Raw genomic sequence first — 20,956 nt, 5'->3', positions numbered from 1 at the left:
GAGGTTTAATAATGGAATACACTATCATAGAAAAAAAAGAAAACAATGTTTTAGAAAGAACTGAAGTTAAATTTGAAATTGATTATGAAGGAGAAGCTACTCCTAACACAATGACTGTTAAAAGTAAACTTATTGCACTTTTAGATACTAAAAAAGATTTAATTGTAATAGATACTATTAAACCATCTTATGGTGAACCTATTGCAATAGGATATGCAAAAGTATACAATAATGAAGCAGCTTTAAAGAAAGTTGAAACCACTAGTGTTATTGAAAAAAATACTGAACCTGAAGCTCCAGAAGAATCTGAAGAAGCAGAAGAATAAAATTAGTCTAATATTTTAATAAAATAAATTTTAAGGGAGAAAATTAAATGAAAGTAAGTAGTCTTTACAAAGTCGATGGCGATAAAATAGAACGTAAAAATCCAATCTGCCCACGTTGTGGAAATGGAGTATTTATGGCAGACCACGGTGATAGATACGCATGTGGTAAATGTGGATACACTGAAATGAAAAATAAAGATTAAGTTTATAAAAAATTATTATATTTTTTATTACTTAACTATCCATTTTTTTTTAAATTCATAATAAATACGCTCATTTTTTTTTAAATTCAAATATTTACATACTTAATACTATTTTTTCTACATTTTAATATCTAGAAAATTATATAAACTAATTAATATAAAATTTTTTTTAAGGTGAAGTCATGAAACTTAGAAGTGGAAGATTAGAAAAAGAAATGACAGATGAAGCAGCTGAATACACTTCATCCCTTGAATTTGATAAAATCATTTTCAATGCAGATGTAAAGTGTAACATGGCACATACATTAATGTTAAAAGAAGAGAACATAATAGATTCTGATATAGCTGATCATATTATCGATGCATTAATTTCACTTAAGGATGAAGGATATAATGTATTAGAATTTGATCCCTCTGTAGAGGATGTGCATATGGCTGTTGAAAATTATGTAACTAATAAAATAGGTCCTGAAGCAGGTTTCATGCATACTGCTAAATCTAGAAATGATCAAGTAGCTACTGATATTCGTCTTGTTTTACGTGAAAAAATAAGAGAAATGCAATTTAATATTTTAGATTTTATAAGTGGTATAGTTGACCTTGCGGGTGAATATAAAGAATCTGTTTTCATAGGTTTCACTCACTTACAACATGCTCAACCTATTACTGTAGCACATCACTTAATGGCTTATGCTCAAAGTTTAAAAAGAGATTATCAGCGTTTAGATGATACTTATAAAAGAGTTAATATAAATCCATTAGGCTCTGCAGCTATGACCACTACTAGTTTTCCAATTAATCGGGAATTAACAACTCGACTTTTAGGTTTTGATTCATATATGGAGAATAGTATGGATGGAGTTGCTGCACGAGATTTTATTGCTGAAACTGTTTTTGATTTAACTCAATTATGTACTACATTATCTAAAATTTGTGAAGAGTTAGTTCTTTGGAGTACTTATGAATTTGGGGTTATTACAATGGCTGATGAATATTGTAGTACAAGTAGTATTATGCCTCAGAAAAAAAATCCTGATGTTGCTGAAGTTGCAAGAAGTAAAGCTACCATTGCTAATGGGGAATTAGTTACAATTTTAACTATGCTTAAAGCTTTACCTTATACTTACAATAGGGATTTACAAGAACTCACTCCTCATCTTTGGAATGCTATTCAAAATAGTTATGATACTTTAGAGATAGTTAAACATATGTTATTGTCTGTTAAGTTTAATACAGATAGATGTTTAGATTTAGCTAGTAAGAATTTTGCTACTGCTACTGATCTTGCAGATATTATGGTTCGTGAACGTAAAATTCCTTTCCGTACTGCTCATAAAATTGTTGGTCGGATAGTTAATGAAGCTATTAGTAATGGTTTAAGTGCTGAGGATATTACTTCAGTTTATGTTGATGATGTTGCTGTTGAATTAGGTTTTAATAAACTTAATTTAGGTGATGATTTAGTTCATACTGCTCTTAATCCATTAGAAAATGTTAAGATGAGAAATGTTCCTGGTGGTCCTTCTCCTAAAATGGTTGAGCTAGCTAGAACTAATATGATTTCTTTTGTTAATAATGAGGTTTCTTTAAAGAAATCTTTTAAAGATTAAAATTTTTTACTTTTTTTATATTTTTATTTTTTCACCTTATTTTTATATATTATAATAAACAATATACTAACATATGATAGTTCAATTTTGTACTATTTTATAATTTAATTAAATAAACTAAAGGATTAAAAAAATAATGTCATTTTTAAAATTAATACTTAAAAACCCATTTAGGAGTAAATCCCGAGCAATCCTTGCAATAATAGGAATAGGGATAGGAATAGCAACAATAGTAGCGCTAGGAGCAATGACTGAAGGAATGGTAGCCGGTGTTGACGATACCCTACATGCTGGAGGCTCAGACTTTACAGTTGCAGGAAATGAAAATAATACTGACTCAGGAATGTCACAACAGAATATGGCATCATTTGGTGCCACACCATTAAACCAATCATGGGTTGGGAAAATATTAAATGTAACGGGAGTAAATTCTGCAGTAGGTATATACAATACTATGGTACAACCTCAAGGATTAAATGGTTACTTAGTTGTTATAGGATTAGACCCAAGCCAATCAAAATTTGCAGAGTTAACAATAACCAATGGAACCTCTTACCATAAAAATACTTCAGAAATGATAATGGGAAAACTCTCAGCAGAACAATTAAACAAAACAGTAGGTGACAATTTAACTCTTAATGATAAAACATATCATATAGTTGGAACATATGAAACTGGAGATAGTAACCAAGATCAAGGAGTATACACCAGCTTAGAAAATGCACAAAACATAGATGATGCAAAAGGAAATGTTTCCATGATATATGTTAAAGTAGATAAAGGAGCAGATGTAAATCAAGTTACACAAAGAATCGATAACTTATATAAGGATAATGTAACTACTATAAGTTCAGTTTCCGATATTTCATCAATGCAAAGTGTAATAGATATGTTAAACAGTGCATCTTGGGCAATAAGTTTACTTGCTATAATCATTGGAGGATTAGGAATTATCAACACTATGCTAATGAGTGTAATGGAAAGAACCCGAGAAATAGGAGTATTGAAAGCTGTTGGATGGAGTAGTAAAAAAATATTACTAATGATAATGGGAGAATCTGTAGTTATAACAGTAATATCAGCTATAGTTGGAACTATTATGGGAGTAATAGGTGTGGAACTAATAACAGCCATGGGAATAATGAATGGATTAACACCAATATTTACCATAACTACTATATCAGAAGCATTCGCAGTTGCAATTATAGTAGGGCTCTTAGGAGGATTATACCCTGCAATCAAAGCAACTAAATTACAACCAACAGAAGCTTTAAGATATGAATAAGGAGGGAAAATTATTATGGGTGAAAATATTGTAGAAGTAAAAAACTTAGTGAAAACTTATGAAAATGGTCAAGTAAAAGCATTAAATGATATAAGTTTCAACATAAAAAAAGGAGAATTTGTTTCAATCATAGGACCCTCTGGTAGTGGAAAATCAACACTTTTACACATGTTAGGAGCATTAGACATTCCGGATAGTGGTTCAATACGTGTAGGGGATATAAATCTAGAAAAAAGTAAAAAATTAAATGAATTTCGTGCAGAACAAATAGGTTTTATTTTCCAATTACATAATCTCATACCTAATCTATCTGTAGTAGAAAATGTTGAAATACCTATGTTTACACAAAAAATTTCTAGTAAAGATCAAAGAACTAAAGCTTTAAGTTTATTAAAAGATGTGGGAATAGAAGATAAGGCTAAAATGAAACCAAATCAATTATCTGGTGGTGAACGTCAAAGAGTGGCTATTGCCAGATCTCTTGCAAATGATCCTTCTATTGTATTAGCTGATGAACCTACTGGATCCTTAGATTCTAAAACTAGTAATAAGATTCTTGAAAAATTAACTTTATTAAATAAACAAAAAAATGTTACTATAATTCTTGTTACTCATGATATGAATGTAGCAAAACTTGCAGACCGAGTTATTGAAGTTTTAGATGGAAAAATCCTTGAAAATTCAGAGGATTCTTTACTTGATAATAAAATTTCTATCTAATTTTTAAAAAAGGCATTTTTATTAAAAAAATGCTCTTTTTTTATTTATTTTCTTCAAATAATTGATCTAACTTTTTTTCCATCTCTTCATCAGTTAAATCATCATCTAATTTTTTATCAAATTCACTTTCATCATCAAATGTTTCTTCGAAACGTTCTTTTTCTTCACTTAAGATTTCTTCCTTATTTAAAGCCCAATTTTCCTGTATTTCTTTTTGTAATTTATCATCTGCTTCTATTACTGGTCCAGTATAATCACAGTTATAACATAACCATTGGGACCAAACTTGAGGTATTATCCATTTGACATTTTCAGATCCACATCTTGGACATATTTTCTTTTTCAATTTTACTCAACTTCTATATAAAAATTTTTTTTTAATTATTAATTATTTATTAATTTATTTTATACATTATTAAAACTATTTTTTCATGTTTTATAAAAACTCCAAATTAATTTTAAAGCTTCACCTGGTTCTAAAACTCCTGATCGTGTTTCACGTAAAATTCTTTGAATACTATATTTTTTCATAAAAGGATATTTTTTATGAACTTCATGTAGGAGTGGACAACCAAATCCTTCCATCTTTTTAAGACTATAATTTTTATTCAATTTCTTATGCTCCATTTTAGTTGAAGATATGCAAGCTGGTAAATTCAATCTCAAAACTTCATTATTTCCACTATACTGTTTTGTAATGCATTGACTACCTGTAGATAACATATCACCAAAAATCATTAAAGGAATATTTTTCTTAATAGAATATTTTAAAACTTCTTTTTCAATAACATCAGAACATTTACCACAGGGATGAAAACGACCATTAAAACTTTCTTGAATAATTTCACTATAATCTACAGGAATATACACTTGAGGGACATTTAAATCACTTGTAATTTTTTCAATATTTTCTTTAAACTGTTTTGGTAATACAATAGTACCAGGATCAACACTAATAGCAATCGGATTAAAACCTAACATTTTAGCTAAAATAAGAGAAAAACAACTATCAGCACCACCAGACAAAGCAACAACAGCTAAATGCTTGTCACTTTCAACAAAATCATGTTCATTAAAATATTGTTCTAAATCAAAACTATAAAGATTATTTAATTTATCCATAATTAATTTACTTAAATTAACTAATGGGTTATTTAATTTAGGATAACCTTCACGAAACATATTTAATGTTTTTAATGATAAATTTAATCTATATTCTTTAGTTAAAAAATCACTGTAACTTTCTACATGAATACTATTAATACTTAAATCTTCACGTAATTTACCTACTACCCATCCACCTTTACCAATCACAGCAGATTTATCAGGTCTATCAGTAGTAATAATCCATAATTCATCTTCTTCTTCATTATAAATAATATCATGAATATTAATAATTATAGGGTCATGACCAATATCTTTTCGAATTTCGTAGATTTTATTTAAAATATATTCCTTAGTAAATTTCAAAATTTTTCCCTCAGTTAATTTAAGACTTATAATAAACTTAATTTTATAATCATATTAAACTTTTTTTACAAAATTTTTAAATACTTTGTAATTATATATCATTATCATATTAAAAAAATTATTATCTTTTGATATTCATTTTATTATTTTAATAATTTTTTTTAAAGTCAAGATTTACAATTAATAAAATTAATTTATTTAGGGGAGATTGAAGATAAAATGGCAAAATTCTTTGGAATATTAGGTGATGAAGATACTACTACTGATAGTCCACAATTAAGTAGAAATAATATTCAATTAGGAGTGAACTATAAAAGATTCAGTAAAGAACCTGTCCTTGGGAAAAATATAGTTATACGATCTAATAGTATTATTTACAATGATGTTGTAATTGGGGATGATTTCAAAACAGGTCATAATGTAGTGATACGTGAAAAAACTAACATTGGAAATGATGTTCTCATTGGTACAAATACTGTAATAGAAGGAGAATGTGTAATTGGAAATAATGTAAGTATTCAATCAAACGTATATATTCCAAGAAACACTATAATTGAAGATAATGTGTTTATAGGGCCATGTGCATGTTTTACTAATGATCGATATCCAATAAGAGTAGATTACAAATTAAAAGGTCCACGAATAAGAAAAGGAGCTTCAATTGGGGCTAATACCACTTTCTTAAGTAATCTTGAAATAGGGGAAGGTGCTATGGTTGCAGCAGGAGCAGTCGTAACAAGAAGTGTTCCTCCATTTTATTTAGCTATAGGAACACCAGCTAAGATAAAACCATTAGCAGCATCATTAAGAGTTAAAAATATTATTTAAAAAACATTTTTATAATCTTCCCTTAGTTTTTTTTAAATAATTTGATATTTGAATAATAATACTTTTTTTAGAAAAATATATATATTACATTGACTTAAATTTAAGATATTATAACTTTTATAATTACAAACCATAATAAAAATTTTTTTTTTACATAACTAAATATTTAATTTTTAAAAAAGAAAAAATATGGTTAAATTAAGTTAACAATTATAAATTTTTAATTAATATAAAAGAATAAATATTTCTGGAGTTAAGAACCCTATGATGATAATAAAAGATTGGTGTTCATATTGCGGTGCATGTGCTGGAGTATGTCCTAAAAATTGTATTGAAGTAAAAGAAACTAATTTAGTTTTTGATGAAGACGAATGTAGTGAAAAATGTGATATTTGTATAAAAACATGTCCTTTACATGCTTTAGAAAAACAATAAAATATTTAGGAGATAATGATACTTATGATTAAAACTGATGTATTAGTAGTAGGATCAGGTCCTGCAGGTTCCTCAGCAGCAAAACATGCAGCAATGGGCGGAGCAGATGTAATATTAATGGATAAAAAAGCAGAAATAGGTGCTCCAAAAAGATGTGCAGAAGGAGTCTCTAAAAATGGATTAAAAAGAGTTGGAGTAGAACCAAACCCACGTTGGGTAACACGTGAATTAGATGGAGTAAGATTAGTAGCTCCAGATGGAACTGATGTATGGTTAACCAATGATAAAATTGAAATCCCTGAAGCAGGATACATCTTAGAAAGAAAAGTATTCGATAAATACATGGCAATGGATGCAGCAAGAGAAGGAGCAAAAATCTTCATTAAAACTCAAGCAAAAGGAGTAAGAAAAGATGGAGATGGATTTATAGTTACCTGTGAAAAAATGGGCGAACTATTTGAAATAAAATGTAAAATTTTAATAGCAGCAGATGGGCCAGAATCACATATTGCAAGATGGGCAGGATTAAAAACAAGCACAAAAGCAAAAGATATGGAATCAGGTATACAATACGAAATGTGTAATGTTAAACTTAAAGATAGAAATGTTATAGAATTCTACTTTGGAAGTGTTGCTCCTGGAGGATATGTATGGATTTTCCCTAAAGAAGATGACATAGCAAACGTAGGATTAGCAGTATTACCTAATGTGGCAGAAAAACCTGCAATAGAATATTTAGATGATTTCGTAGCAAACTGTGATTCATTACAAGAAGCACAACCTGTAGAAATGAATGTTGGTGGAGATCCAGTTGGAGGAATCCATAAAAAAATATATGCAGACAATCTTTTAGTAGTTGGAGATGCAGCAGGACAAGTTAATCCATTAACTGGTGGAGGAATCATCAGTGGAATGACAGGTGGTTTACACGCAGGTAAAGTAGCTGCAAAAGCAATTGAAGAAAAAGATTACAGTGAAAAACGTCTCAAAGAATATGATACAAACTTAAGAGACGCAATCGGTGATGAAATGAAAAAATACTTGAAAGTAAAAGATTACTTACTCAGTTTAAACGATAAAGAATTAAACAGTGTAGCAAATGCTTTCCAAGATATTGAATTTGAAAAAGCAAACACAGAAGAGCTAGTTAAAAATTTAATTAAAGTATCACCAAAAGCTGTATTAAAATTAGGTAAATTATTCTAAACACAAATAATTTACTTAAAAATACAATCAACCACCACCATTTTTTCTTTTTTAAAATTTAACATAAATATTCTTTTTTTAAAAATTTTCATGAATTAATTTAATTCCATTTCCAAAATCTTTTATAAATATAATTATAAACATAATTAAATATTTAACTAATATTCAATTCTAAATATTTATAAGTACAATCTAAATTTTAATAAAAATTACAAATATAATGGGAGTAATAAAAAGTATGATTTTAATCACAGGTGGAGCAGGATATATTGGTTCACATATCAATAAATTATTGAACAAAGATGGATATGATACAATTGTGCTTGATAACTTCTCAAGCAGTAATAAAAATACAGTAAAATGGGGTAAACTTGTAGAAGCAGAATTAAAAGATACTCAAGCATTAAATAAAATTTTCAATAAATATCAAATTGATGGAGTAATACATTGTGCAGCATTTACATCAGTACCTGAAAGTGTTGAATATCCTGCAATGTACTTAAAAAACAATTACCAGAATACTTTAAACTTAATTAAAGTAATGAAACAAAATAATGTTAAAGATTTCATTTTCTCATCAACAGCATCATTATATGGAAATCCTTTAGAAATGCCAATAACTGAAAATGCTCCAACAAAACCAATCAATCCTTACGGACAATCAAAGTTACTTGTTGAAAAAACTTTAGAAAATGAATCTAAAAATGGAAATTTAAATTATATCGCATTAAGGTACTTTAATGCTTCAGGAGCAGATCCTGAAAGTGAAATAGGTGAAATGCACAATCCTGAAACACACTTAATTCCACTAATCCTTAACACTGCAATGGGAAAACAAAGTTACATCTCAATTTATGGAGAAAATTATAACACTCCTGATGGAACATGTATCAGAGATTATGTGCATGTAAATGATATAGCCAAAGCACACATTTTAGCATTAAACTATTTAAAAGATAAACAAAAATCAAAAATATTTAATCTTGGAAATGGAGAAGGTTTCTCTGTAAAAGAAGTAATTAATACTTGTCAAGAAGTTACAGGAACCACAATTCCCACAATAATTAAATCACCAAGAAAAGGAGATCCAGAAAAATTAGTAGCAGATTCTACTAAAATTAGAAAAGAATTAAACTGGAAACCAAAATATGATACATTAAATAAAATTGTAGAAACTGCATGGAATTGGCATAAAAAACAATAAAATATGAAGGATTAATTAAAATGGAAGATGAAAATAATTTTAATATAAATGAAATTTCACAAGAATTAGAAACCCCTAGCACCGAAGAAAAATATCAATATTCAGAAGAAGCTCATGATTATGAAAAAAATATTTTAGATGTAAAAATAATTGTAAAAGATTTAAATGCCGCTGAAATTTTAATTAAAGCTGTAAACAATATGCACTTAACAGATAATTATAATATGTCTGTTTCTTCAATAATACCAACAAAAGATATAAATTTAATGAAAAAATCAATTATAGGTTCTGATTTAATATTAATTGCCATTGATTTAACATCTGAAGGAAAAGAACAATTTATTAATCAATACAAAGAATTAAAAACAGATTATAATTATGTGGAATATTTAATATTCTCAAATGCTAATGGGAATGAATTTATAGAACCATCTAAATTAGAGCATGAAATTCATAATAGTATAATTAGAGCATCCCTAACATCTATATTAAATAGAGAAGACATAAGTGAAGTTCAAAAAGAATTATATGATTTAAAAATAGATTATGGGAAATTAATTAAAACTAATGAACAATTAAATTTAGAGAATACTAATGCAATTAATTATTCTAAAGAATTAACAGATAATAATCAAAGTTTAAAAGAAGAAATACAAAGCTTAGAAAATACTTTAGATGAAATTAAATCTGAATACAGTAATTTCAAATCAAAATTTGCAAATATATACACCAAAGATTTATTAGAAGTATTTAACCTTAAAGAATTATGGCAAGAAACTTTTGATGAATTATTACCAAATGAAGATAAAGTCATTTATGCAACAAACAATTTTAAACCATTAAATGTGATTGTAGGTCAAGGTTTTATAGTGGCAAAAACTAAAGATGAAGCAATTGATTGGTTAAAAATAATTAGAACAACCTTAATATTCTTAGATAATAATGAAAATTTACAAAACGATTTAAATCATAATATTGATACTAAAAATCAGGATATTGATAATTCAATTAATGGTGTAAATGAAAATAATAATGATGAATATGATATGTCAAATTTTCAAAACCTTTGGGATTAAGAAATAAATAAAATATTATATATTATGAATAACTAAATATTTAATTAATTATAAATATTTTTTAATTTTTTTTTATAACTACGGAGACTATAAATTGCGAGATAAATGTGGAATTATGGGGATACACTCAACAAATAAAGATTTTGATGTATCTTCATTAATTTATTATGGATTATATGCTTTACAACATAGAGGTCAAGAATCAGCAGGAATAGCTACTTTTAATCATGATTCTGGCTTAAATTATTACTGTGGAATGGGTTTATTAACTGATGTTTTTAAAGATGATCAAATCAAAAATTTAGTTGGAAATGTTGGTATTGGACATGTACGTTACTCAACAACTGGTAAATCAAAACTTGAAAACTCACAACCATTTGTAACAGACTTCGATGATGGATTCATTTCAATAGCTCATAATGGGGATATAGTTAATTCTGCTAGATTGAGAAAAGAATTAATCCAAGATGGTTATGAATTCCAATCAGATACTGATTCTGAAGTATTATGTTATCTTATTAAAAGAGAACATGAAAAAAATGATAACATTATAGAAGTATTAGAAACTATTTCAAAAGATATTGTAGGATCTTACTCATTAACAATACTTATAAACAATGATTTATATATAATTCGAGATCCAAGAGCAATAAAACCATTAGTTCTTGGTAAAAAAGATAATGTATATATAGCAGCTTCTGAAACTGTTGCATTAGATGTTATTAATGCAGAATATATACGTGATTTAGAACCTGGTGAAATAGTATACTTTGATGGTGATGAAGTTAAAAGTCATATTTTAGAAATTGCAGGAAGATTCCCACTTGCAAGATGTATGTTTGAATATGTTTATTTTGCAAGACCTGATAGTATTATAGATGGTAAAACAGTTTATGAGGTTCGTAAAAAGATAGGGGAAAAACTTTATGAAGAATATCCTATTGATGATGCTGATGTTGTAATGCCAGTACCTGATTCATCTATACCTGCAGCTATTGGATATTCACGGGCTTCTGGAATACCTTATGCTGAAGGTTTAATTAAAAATCGTTATGTTGGACGAACATTTATCATGCCAACTCAAGAAGAACGAGAAATGGCAGTTAAATTAAAAGTAAACCCATTAGCTTCAGAATTAAAAGATAAAAAAATAGTTTTAATTGATGATAGTATAGTTAGAGGAACAACTTCAGAATCATTAATAGATGTATTAAAAGCTTCTGGGGCAAAAGAAGTTCATTTAATGATAGGTTGTCCACCAGTCATAAGTCCATGTTACTATGGTGTAGCAATGGCTACAAAAAAGGAATTAATTGCTGCAAATTTTTCTGTTGAAGAAATCAGACAAAAATTAGGGGCAGAAACTTTAGGATATATCACTATTGAAGATTTAATAGATGCTATAGGATTTGATAGAGAAGAATTATGCTTAGGTTGTATAACTGAAGAATATCCTACTTGTATTCCAGATACAGCTACTCCAGAATCTTATTATAAATTTTAAAATTTAAATGGAATTTTCAGATTCTATTTATTCACAATTTTTTTAAATATTTTTCTATTTAAATATTAATTTCTTTTTTCAAATAAATTTCTTTTTCAATAATTTAATATTCTTTTATAAGTTTACAAAAAAATAATTTAAGGTAAGTATTAAAAATGGTAGAATTATTAGCACCGGCAGGAAATTTCACAAGCTTATCTGCAGCACTAAAAAATGGGGCAGACTCAATTTACATTGGATTAGAAGGTGTAAATATGAGAGTAAATGCAAACAATTTCACAATTAAAGACATAAAAAAAGTTGCAGAAATTGTTAAAGAATATAATAGTAAATTATATGTCTGTACTAACACTATAATGAAAGACAAAGATATTAATTTAATGAAAAAACAATTACCTTCTATTAAAGAAGCGGGTGCTGATGGAATAATTCTATCTGATTTAGGATTAATTCATTCTGTAATAGAAAATGATTTAGAAGCTCATTTAAGTGTACAAGAAAACACTACTAATTTAGAAACATTAAAAATATTAAATGAATTAGGAGTTAAAAGAGCTATACTCTCAAGAGAATTAAATCTAAAGGAAATTTCTAAATTAGCACATAAATCTCCAATAGAAACAGAAATATTTATTCATGGAGCTATGTGTATGGCTATTAGTGGTAGATGTTTTTTAAGTTATGGATTGTATAATAGAAGTGCAAACTGTGGGGATTGTCTTCAACCTTGTAGAAAAGAATGGAAATTAAATTATGAAGGAAGTAATAATTTAAATGTTGAAAACACAACAGAATGTGAAGATGAATCTTTCATAATAACACAAGCATATGATAATTCATATCATACTAATTTTTTCTCACCTAAAGATATGGCATTAATTGAACATATACCGGAAATAATGAAAACAGGTGTGGATTCTTTTAAAATTGAAGGAAGGGCAAGATCTCCTGATTATGTTGCAACAGCTACAAAAGTCTACCGTGAAGCAATAAATTCATATGAAACTGGAAACTATGAATATAACCCTTTATGGATGGAAGAATTAAATAAAGTATTTAATCGAGGATTTGACACAGGATTCTACTTTAAAATACCTTACACTCAAAGTCAAAATAATCAATCTAAATACATTAAAAAAGATATTGGTAAAGTAGTAAACTATTATAATAAAATACATGTTGCTGAGCTAAAAATTTGGGATGATTTACATTTAGGGGATGAAATAATGATTCAGGGACCAACAACAGGTTCAATAACTCATAAAATAAGTTCAATGCAAATAAACAAAAAACCTATACAAACTGCTTATAAAGGCCAAAATGTAGCAATATTAATATCTGAAAAATTAAGAGAAAGTGATTATGTATATAAATTAATTAAAAGGGAATAATTAGGAGGTTAAAGTTTGAAAAAACAGAAAAAAATAGCAATCTATGGAAAAGGTGGAATAGGAAAATCTACAACAGTAGCGAATATATCAGCTGCATATAGTCAACAAGGAAAAAAATTAATGGTTATTGGTTGTGATCCTAAAGCAGATACTACAAGAACATTATATGGTAAAAGAATACCTACAGTAGTTAGTACCTTAAAAGATAATCATAAACCAACATTAAATGATTTAGTTTTCACTGGATATAATGGGATAAAATGTGTGGAAAGTGGAGGTCCTGAACCTGGAGTTGGATGTGCAGGAAGAGGTGTTATTGTTGCGATGAAACGTTTAGAAAATGTTGGTGCATTCAATGAAGATTTAGATATAATATTTTATGATGTTCTTGGAGATGTAGTATGTGGAGGATTCTCAGTTCCTCTACGTGAAGATTATGCTGATGAAGTTTTTATAGTATCATCTGGTGAATATATGTCATTATATGCTGCAAATAATATTTCTCGAGGAATTAAAAAATTACATGGTAACCTTGCAGGTATAATCTGTAATTGTAAAAATATACCTAATGAAGAGAATATTGTTAAATTATTTGCTGAAAAGATAGGTACTAAAGTAATTGGAACTATCCATAGAAGTAATCTTATACAACAAAGTGAATTAGATGCTAAAACAGTTGTTGAAAAATATCCTGAATCTGATGAAGCAGGAGAATATAATGATTTAGCTTTAAAAATATTAGATAACACTGATTATGTAGTACCTGACCCATTAAATGATGAAGATTTTGAAAAATTTTTTAAACAATTTATTTAATTATAAAATTTACTTTTTTTTAGAAAACTATTTTAATACTTACTAACAAAAAAATTATTATATGTATATATTGTAATTATTAGGAAAGTATAAAACATGTTAAACAAGTTATTAGAAGATGATAATGATTATAGTGCATTTATTAATTATACTCTTGTTAATAAATTTAAAAAATATTCTGTTCTAATTGCTGTTATAATGCTAATAATCTGTTTAATTGTGATTTCCTTAAATCTTTTGTGGCCATTACCCGATAAAAATTTTGTAATATATAGCACTACATTTTTATCACTATTCTGTATTGGGTTTTTATTAGTTGCTAATGAAAAAAATCTTCATAAAAAGTATTTAAATAGATTTTCTAAACTATTTCTTGCTTTAATGATTTTGATGACTGGCTTATTTGTTTTATATTTAATTAATTTAATTAATTTATCATCTATTTTTAGCTTTGGTAAATTAATGTTATTATTTATTATATTAAATTATATTCCTTTCTTATTCCTTAATCTTTAAAAAGTATTATGCTTTTGCTCAAGTATTAGCTTTATTTTTGATTATTGAAAGATTTGTGGGTTTTGCAATAACTTATGTGGATACTAATTTTAAAAGTATTGTGGTATTGTTTTTTTTCTTAGCTTATTTAATAATTTCATTTTTATTCTTAGCTTATACTTCTGATAAAGGAATTATAAAACAATTAAATCTTAAAACTAAAAATAGTGTTTTTGGAAGGAATATTTTCATTTTTGGCAGTATTTTTATTGTAGTGCTTACATTAATCTTAATCCTTAAATCTGAATGGTTTGCTTTTATCTCTAATGAATTTTTTTTAATATTATCTTCAGTTTTATTTTTAATATTTTTAGTTTTTTATTATATTAATAATATTAGTTTTGCTGATTTTACTCGTATTAAATCTGAGGAAGAAGCAGAAAAAAAGCAAGTATTATTTGAAGATATACTACAGTATACTGTTGAGGGTGTGTTAGTTTTAAATGAAAAAGATGTGATTGTTTATGCAAATGATGTTTTTTATGAATATATCGGGGTTGATGAAGGTATTATTGGTTTAAATTATTTCACAGAATATGATGCTCTTGTTAAAAATCATGTTTTAGAAGTAAAAAAATCCTTGAAACCTCAATTTTTTGAATTTAGTCATAAATCTCAAAATATTAATAGAAATTTTAATGGATGGGTAATACCTTTTATTAAAAATGATCAATTTGATGGTGTTGTTATAACAACTTTTGATATATCTGAATCTATTGAAAAACAATCAGTTCTTAAAAAAAGTATTAAAGAAAAGAATGATCTTTTAACTGAGGTTCATCATCGTGTTAAGAATAATATGCAAATTATTATTAGTTTATTAAGTATTCAATCCCATAAAATAGATAATTTAGAAGCTAAAGAAGCTATTTTTCAGACTCAATCTCGTGTTCGTAGTATGGCTTTAGTTCATGAGAATTTGTATAAAAATCTAAATTTTGAGGATATGGATATTTTTGATTATATAAATGATTTAGTTCGTGAGATTAAAGGATCTTATGTTACTTCTAAGAAAATTACTTTTAAAATGGATTTAGTTAAAACATATGTAAATTTAGATATTGCAATTTCTCTTGGTCTAATTATTAATGAACTTTTAACAAATAGTATTAAGTATGCTTTTGAAGGTCGGGATGAAGGAACAATATGGATTAAGTTAAGTGAAAATGAAGGTTTGTTTACTTTAATTATTGAAGATAATGGTATTGGTATTAATAATTCTTTAAGTAAAGGTACAGGTATAGGTTCCACTTTAATTAATAGTTTAGTTGCTCAAATTGAAGGAACATATGAAATTGATAGTAAGAATGGAACTAAAGTTTCAATAACTTTTAAAAATAAAGTTTAATTATCAATAACTTATTTTTTTTGTAGTTTATTTTTAAAATAGTTTAAGTTATGGTAATCCATATTAAGGTAATTAAATGCCTTTTTAATGTTTTCATTTGCATCTTCATAATTTTTAAAATAAATTAAATGACTGTTACATTCACAATCAGAGCATCCAAATTTTGGTATTTCCATTCCTTTTTCACTTATTTTTTTTGCTAATTTGCATTCAATTTTATTATTGGAAATATTGAATAAGACTTCTTCAATTTCAGTATTTTTATTTTTTAATAAGTAATCGATATGCCAATGTAATTTTTTTTCTTGAGATAAATGTCTGTTAATCCGAGGAATTAGTGAATTCATAGCAGATCCGATATAAACATAATATCCTTTATTTAATTTTAGTTTAGAGTATAAACTGCCTACTTTTATATTTTCATTTTTTTTTAAATGTATAATTAAACAATAAGAACCTTTTAATGTCATTGTTTTTCTCTTTTTAAAATTTTTATTAAAACTAATGGTTTTTTTAAATTTCTTATTTTTTCTTTATTTAATATTTTATAGTAAAGTCTTTTTTCTTATTTAGTTATCTATATATCTATATGTTGGATTAGTAAAATATAATTTTAACTTATACTTCTATTTTAATACTATTTACCTTTCATATTTTTTTTATTTAATTAATAAACTTACTATTTAATTGATTATAAAATCGAAATTAATGTTTAAATTTTTCTAGGGATATGTTAATACTTATGTCTTAGTTAAATATAAATAATAATCAAAGATAAAAATTAAGATTATATTACAAAATTTTTTCCTAATGAATCGGAGATAAACAATTGTTTGAAAATACTAAAGATGGGGAATATGAAAAATATTTAACAGGATTAGTAGATCAAGTTTATGCTAATAATTTAAAAAAATTAAGTAAACTATTATTTTTACTATCTATTTTAATATTTGTAGTGAGTATGGTTTTTAACTTAGTATCCATAACAGATATTAAATTTTTTCAACGTTACATGATAGAAAGTACCTTTTTTCTCTGTTTTTCTGTAACTGCACTATTGTCCATTTCAAAGTTTAGGGAAAAATATGAAATTTTAATTAAAAGATTATTTTTCTTAACATTAATTTTATTTATAATATTTTTTCTATTCATAATTTTTATTAATCCAAGTTTTATTCTTAGGATTTCTAATATAATTTATGCTCTATGTTTATCTTCCTTTTTAGTATTGTTATATTTAACAATTAAACAAAAATATGTTAAAGAATCACAAATATTATCATTCATACTACTTGTAACTGGAATTATCGGATTTTTCTTTTACTTACAACCAGGTATGCATAACCATAATTTAGCTTTTCGTGCTTTAGTAACCTATTTCATCTTAGGTTTTGCCTTTTTATTAATACATCCAGATAAGGGTTTAATGAGAATATTCTGTTTAAATAACTTGAGCAGTCGTTTTGGAAGATATTTTTTAAGCATATTTTCCGTAATAATGTTTTCAATATTACTATTTATTTCTCCTATTGTAAACCATACAAATTATTTAATGCATAAAGACTTTCCATTTGAAGGATTAATAACTTTTATTCTATTATTTGTATTCTATTTATTAATTTTTGCATTTGTACGTAACATTAATAAAAAGGATATTAATAGTATAATTTTAAAGATGAAATCTGATAAAAGGGAAAAATTTTTTGAAAGATTAATAGATTATACAAATGATATGGTTTTAGTAACTGATTCAAATCATATTATAACTTATGCAAATTCTAAATTATTTGAAATATTAAAATTAGATAAAGATACTTTTTTAGGTAAAAACTTTATGGATGTTTCTCCTGAACTGTTTATAAAAAAAGATTTATATTTAAAATCTTGTAAAAATTTAACAACAGAATTCATTGAATCTCATAAAGTAACAGTTCAAGGTAAAGATTTATATTTAAGTGGTTATGCAGTACCAATTTTAAAAGATGGTAATTTTAATGGTAGTATAAATGTTATAGTTAATGTAACTGATATTGAAAAAGATGAAAGTAATCTGAAGTCTTCCTTAAAATTATTAAATGTATTATTAACTGAAGTTCATCATCGTGTTAAGAATAATATGCAAATTATTATAAGTTTACTTAACTTACAAAAATATCAAATTAAAGATGAAAATGTGATAAATGTATTGAATGATAGTCAATCACGTATTAAAGCAATTTCATTAGTTCATGAAAACCTTTACATGTCAGGACAATTTTCAGAAATAAATATTAAAGATTACATTGACTTATTAATTGGTGAAGTTAAAAATCATTACAGTAATATTCCTAATTTAACAATTAATAATAATGTTGAAGATAAATTTATAAGTTTAGATAATGCTGTGCCATTAGGTTTAATAATTAATGAACTATTAAATAATTCTATAATCGATGGATTCAATAATGGGGAGTATTTAAAAGAAAAAAACATTCAAGGAGTTATTGATGTAAATTTATTCCAGAATGATAATTACGAAGCTATATTAAAAGTTAAAGATAATGGTAGGGGTTTTAATCTTTCTAATAAAGATTTAAATATTAGTATAGAATTAATGAATGCTTTATCCAGTCAATTATCTGCAGAATATGAGATAGTGGAAAATAATGGTGTTGAATTTATTTTCATAATGCCCCAAATTTAAGCTGTGATCTTAATGAATGATTATAATTTTAAAATTCGTACAAAAGGCCATAAGAATGTGACTAGTAAACATAAATCTACTTTTGAAATAACAAAAGATTCAGAAATTGGTAAAACTGCTGATTGTATTATAGGAGTTAAAATGGATAAATCATTACTAGATTTTCCAGACGATTTTAAAGAAAAAATTAGAGATTCTAATACTCAAATTATTATGAAACTTAAAACAATTCATGGTTTTGATGAAATTCAAGGTTATGGAGATGAAAAACTTACATTAAATCATCCTACAGATATTGTATGTAGAAAAAGTAATTATACTTGTAATAGAACTTTAATGGTTAATGCAAATAAAGCATCTTGTGATTTAAATGCAGATCTTATTGATGATTTAAGTAATGGAGAGCTTATGGATGTTGAAATTATTTTAAAATAATTTTAAATATATAATGGTTAAGTTTAAATACTTTAATAGGTAAATAATTAATTACTGTATTATTTATTTTTAATAATGCGGGGGTGGTCGAGTGGTCAAAGGCGATAGGTTGAGGGCCTATTGGGTTAGTCCCTTCGCGGGTTCAAGTCCCGTCTCCCGCACTCATACTTTTTTAATTTAACTCAAAAAAAATCTATTTTTAATAAAAAAATTTCTAGTTTTTCTAAAAAATATTTCTTAATCTAATTTTTTCACAATTTAATTTATCAAATTTTATATATTTTAAAAAATAAAAATAACTTAAATTATAAACTAATAATATTTAATAAATAGTTTAATTTTGGAAAAAACTTTTAATTTGAAAAAAATAATTAATTTTCCCAATAAAAATAATTAGAATAATTTATTCAGGAGGTAATATATTTGAAAGCAGTTATACCAGCAGCAGGTTTAGGAACAAGATTTTTACCAGCTACTAAAGCTCAACCTAAAGAAATGTTACCAGTTTATGATAAACCAACAATACAATATGTTATAGAAGAAGCAGTTGCATCTGGAATAGATGATATAATTATCGTAACAGGTAAAGGTAAACGAACTATAGAAGATCATTTTGATAGGTCATTTGAACTTGAACATCACTTAAGAGAAAGAGGTAAGTTAGATTATCTTGAACAAATTAAAGCAATTAGTGACTTAGCAGATATTTATTACGTTAGACAAAAAAAACAAAAAGGATTAGGTCATGCGATTTACTGTGCTGAAAAACATATAGGTGATGAACCTTTTGCTGTAATGTTAGGTGATACTATTACAAGAGGCAAAATTCCATGTACACAACAATTAATAAATGTTTATAGAAAATATAATTCTTCTGCAATATCCGTTGAAGAAGTGCCTCAAAATAAAATTGAAAGATATGGTATTATTGATGGAAATCAAGTGGAAAATAATGTATATGAAATTAATAATTTAGTTGAAAAACCATCAATCAACGAAGCACCAAGTAATCTAGCTATAATGGGTCGTTACTTATTAACCTCAAATATTTTTGAGGCAATAGAAGAAACTCAACCTGGAAAAGGTGGAGAAATACAATTAACTGATGCTTTATCTAAACTAGATAAAGTTTATGGTGCTGTTTTTGATGGTAAATCTTATGATATCGGGAATCGTTTAGAATGGTTAGAAACATCATTGAAATTTGCAATGGATGATCCAGAAGCAAAAGAAGATTTAACAAATTATATAAAAAATGATTTATTCAAAAATAAAGATTGATGGTAATATTTATGGCTAATGAATCAATGAGTTCACTAAAACAAGAATTGGACATTACAAAACGAAAACTTCAAAATACAAACCAATTATACCAGCAAGTAAAAGACAGAAACTCTTACATACAAAAAAGAATGTCCCAATTGGTTGAAGAGAAAAATAATGTTCAAGAAGAACTCTTAAAATATCAAGCAATGGATTTAAAATTAAAAAGTAAAGAAGTTGTAAAATTTAGAATTGATTTCAATAAAATGAAACATAGAACAAAGGTTACAAAAAATTTATTAGATGAGCAAAGACAAGATAATATAAATTTTAACCTTAAATTAGCCAAATGTGATAAAAATATTAAAGAATTATTCCAAATTATAGATGATATAAGTGAAAATATTGATTATTTAATTGATGAAAATTACTTATTAAAAGATTTAATCATAGATTACCAATATCAAAGTTTATGGGATTATTTAAGTAATAAAAAACCGGAAAACTTAACAAAATATGAAGAAACTGTTAGAGATAACAGTGAAATATCTAATATTTATAAAAAATAATTAAATTAATAAAAAAATTAGGGGAATTA

General features: G+C 26.0%; 22 protein-coding genes and 1 tRNA gene. 20 read left to right on the top strand and 3 right to left on the bottom strand.

Annotated features, from left to right (window positions below):
* Positions 1-11: 11 nt before the first annotated feature.
* The 5 genes from ACA135_RS05210 (at position 12) to ACA135_RS05190 (ending at position 4,144) form a co-directional block, all read left to right on the top strand.
* Positions 12-326: a 30S ribosomal protein S24e gene (locus tag ACA135_RS05210; protein WP_409197707.1), complete on the top strand. Its 315-nt coding sequence runs from the start codon at positions 12-14 to the stop codon at positions 324-326.
* A 47-nt stretch (positions 327-373) separates the two neighbouring features.
* A complete protein-coding gene (locus ACA135_RS05205; RefSeq protein ID WP_409197706.1) occupies positions 374-529 on the top strand; it encodes a 30S ribosomal protein S27ae in 156 nt (51 codons plus the stop codon).
* A 182-nt stretch (positions 530-711) separates the two neighbouring features.
* Entirely contained in the window at positions 712-2,139 is a 1,428-nt protein-coding gene (gene argH, locus ACA135_RS05200) for an argininosuccinate lyase (protein ID WP_409197705.1), read from the top strand.
* A 136-nt stretch (positions 2,140-2,275) separates the two neighbouring features.
* Positions 2,276-3,424 (top strand): ABC transporter permease, encoded by a 1,149-nt coding sequence (locus tag ACA135_RS05195; RefSeq protein ID WP_409197704.1) that lies wholly within the window; start codon positions 2,276-2,278, stop codon positions 3,422-3,424.
* 15 nt (positions 3,425-3,439) lie between these two features.
* The gene (locus ACA135_RS05190; protein WP_409197703.1) at positions 3,440-4,144 is read left to right on the top strand and encodes an ABC transporter ATP-binding protein; all 705 of its coding nucleotides are present in this window, start codon (positions 3,440-3,442) and stop codon (positions 4,142-4,144) included.
* 40 nt (positions 4,145-4,184) lie between these two features.
* On the opposite strand, the gene ACA135_RS05185 is transcribed toward ACA135_RS05190, so the two are convergent.
* Both ACA135_RS05185 and ACA135_RS05180 read right to left on the bottom strand, forming a co-directional pair.
* Positions 4,185-4,490 carry a hypothetical protein gene (locus ACA135_RS05185; RefSeq protein WP_409197702.1) on the bottom strand — a complete coding sequence of 102 codons (306 nt, stop codon included), beginning with the start codon at positions 4,488-4,490 and terminating at the stop codon, positions 4,185-4,187.
* Between the two features lie 83 nt (positions 4,491-4,573).
* Entirely contained in the window at positions 4,574-5,614 is a 1,041-nt protein-coding gene (locus ACA135_RS05180) for an ATPase (protein WP_409197701.1), read from the bottom strand.
* Positions 5,615-5,833: 219 nt separating this feature from the next.
* Between ACA135_RS05180 and ACA135_RS05175 the strand changes: the two genes are divergently transcribed.
* The 10 genes from ACA135_RS05175 to ACA135_RS05130 all read left to right on the top strand — a co-directional run bounded on the left by ACA135_RS05175 (position 5,834) and on the right by ACA135_RS05130 (position 15,977).
* Positions 5,834-6,442, top strand: a complete 609-nt coding sequence (locus ACA135_RS05175; protein WP_409197700.1) for an acyltransferase — start codon at positions 5,834-5,836, stop codon at positions 6,440-6,442.
* Between the two features lie 267 nt (positions 6,443-6,709).
* Entirely contained in the window at positions 6,710-6,877 is a 168-nt protein-coding gene (locus ACA135_RS05170) for a 4Fe-4S binding protein (RefSeq protein WP_409199090.1), read from the top strand.
* Between the two features lie 24 nt (positions 6,878-6,901).
* A complete protein-coding gene (locus ACA135_RS05165) occupies positions 6,902-8,083 on the top strand; it encodes an NAD(P)/FAD-dependent oxidoreductase (RefSeq protein ID WP_409197699.1) in 1,182 nt (393 codons plus the stop codon).
* A gap of 238 nt (positions 8,084-8,321) precedes the next feature.
* Positions 8,322-9,287 (top strand): UDP-glucose 4-epimerase GalE, encoded by a 966-nt coding sequence (gene galE / locus ACA135_RS05160; protein WP_409197698.1) that lies wholly within the window; start codon positions 8,322-8,324, stop codon positions 9,285-9,287.
* 20 nt (positions 9,288-9,307) lie between these two features.
* The gene (locus tag ACA135_RS05155; RefSeq protein WP_409197697.1) at positions 9,308-10,363 is read left to right on the top strand and encodes a hypothetical protein; all 1,056 of its coding nucleotides are present in this window, start codon (positions 9,308-9,310) and stop codon (positions 10,361-10,363) included.
* A 115-nt stretch (positions 10,364-10,478) separates the two neighbouring features.
* Positions 10,479-11,867 carry an amidophosphoribosyltransferase gene (gene purF / locus ACA135_RS05150; protein ID WP_409199089.1) on the top strand — a complete coding sequence of 463 codons (1,389 nt, stop codon included), beginning with the start codon at positions 10,479-10,481 and terminating at the stop codon, positions 11,865-11,867.
* Positions 11,868-12,022: 155 nt separating this feature from the next.
* Complete coding sequence (locus ACA135_RS05145) at positions 12,023-13,258, top strand: U32 family peptidase (protein ID WP_409197696.1); 1,236 nt, start codon at positions 12,023-12,025, stop codon at positions 13,256-13,258.
* A 15-nt stretch (positions 13,259-13,273) separates the two neighbouring features.
* Positions 13,274-14,074: a Ni-sirohydrochlorin a,c-diamide reductive cyclase ATP-dependent reductase subunit gene (gene cfbC / locus ACA135_RS05140; RefSeq protein WP_409197695.1), complete on the top strand. Its 801-nt coding sequence runs from the start codon at positions 13,274-13,276 to the stop codon at positions 14,072-14,074.
* Positions 14,075-14,170: 96 nt separating this feature from the next.
* Entirely contained in the window at positions 14,171-14,590 is a 420-nt protein-coding gene (locus tag ACA135_RS05135) for a hypothetical protein (protein WP_409197694.1), read from the top strand.
* Between the two features lie 37 nt (positions 14,591-14,627).
* A complete protein-coding gene (locus ACA135_RS05130) occupies positions 14,628-15,977 on the top strand; it encodes a sensor histidine kinase (protein WP_409197693.1) in 1,350 nt (449 codons plus the stop codon).
* An 11-nt stretch (positions 15,978-15,988) separates the two neighbouring features.
* Here the strand turns inward: ACA135_RS05130 and ACA135_RS05125 are convergent, their stop codons facing one another.
* A complete protein-coding gene (locus tag ACA135_RS05125; protein WP_409197692.1) occupies positions 15,989-16,447 on the bottom strand; it encodes a GIY-YIG nuclease family protein in 459 nt (152 codons plus the stop codon).
* Positions 16,448-16,806: 359 nt separating this feature from the next.
* Here ACA135_RS05125 and ACA135_RS05120 point away from each other — a divergent pair, with 359 nt between their 5' ends.
* The 5 genes from ACA135_RS05120 to ACA135_RS05100 all read left to right on the top strand — a co-directional run bounded on the left by ACA135_RS05120 (position 16,807) and on the right by ACA135_RS05100 (position 20,927).
* Positions 16,807-18,660, top strand: coding sequence for a sensor histidine kinase (locus ACA135_RS05120; RefSeq protein ID WP_409197691.1), 1,854 nt, complete (start codon positions 16,807-16,809; stop codon positions 18,658-18,660).
* 12 nt (positions 18,661-18,672) lie between these two features.
* Positions 18,673-19,095, top strand: coding sequence for a DUF371 domain-containing protein (locus ACA135_RS05115; protein ID WP_409197690.1), 423 nt, complete (start codon positions 18,673-18,675; stop codon positions 19,093-19,095).
* Between the two features lie 77 nt (positions 19,096-19,172).
* Positions 19,173-19,256 (top strand) — tRNA-Leu (locus ACA135_RS05110).
* Positions 19,257-19,518: 262 nt separating this feature from the next.
* Positions 19,519-20,376, top strand: a complete 858-nt coding sequence (galU, locus tag ACA135_RS05105; RefSeq protein WP_409197689.1) for a UTP--glucose-1-phosphate uridylyltransferase GalU — start codon at positions 19,519-19,521, stop codon at positions 20,374-20,376.
* 11 nt (positions 20,377-20,387) lie between these two features.
* Positions 20,388-20,927 (top strand): hypothetical protein, encoded by a 540-nt coding sequence (locus ACA135_RS05100; protein WP_409197688.1) that lies wholly within the window; start codon positions 20,388-20,390, stop codon positions 20,925-20,927.
* The last annotated feature ends 29 nt before the right edge of the window (positions 20,928-20,956 follow it).

The sequence above is a fragment of the Methanobrevibacter acididurans genome (assembly GCF_046197875.1).
In the GTDB taxonomy this organism is placed as follows: Archaea; Methanobacteriota; Methanobacteria; order Methanobacteriales; family Methanobacteriaceae; genus Methanobrevibacter_A; species Methanobrevibacter_A acididurans.
Note: the sequence above shows the minus strand (reverse complement) of the source record. Positions and strands in the feature narration are given on the sequence as shown.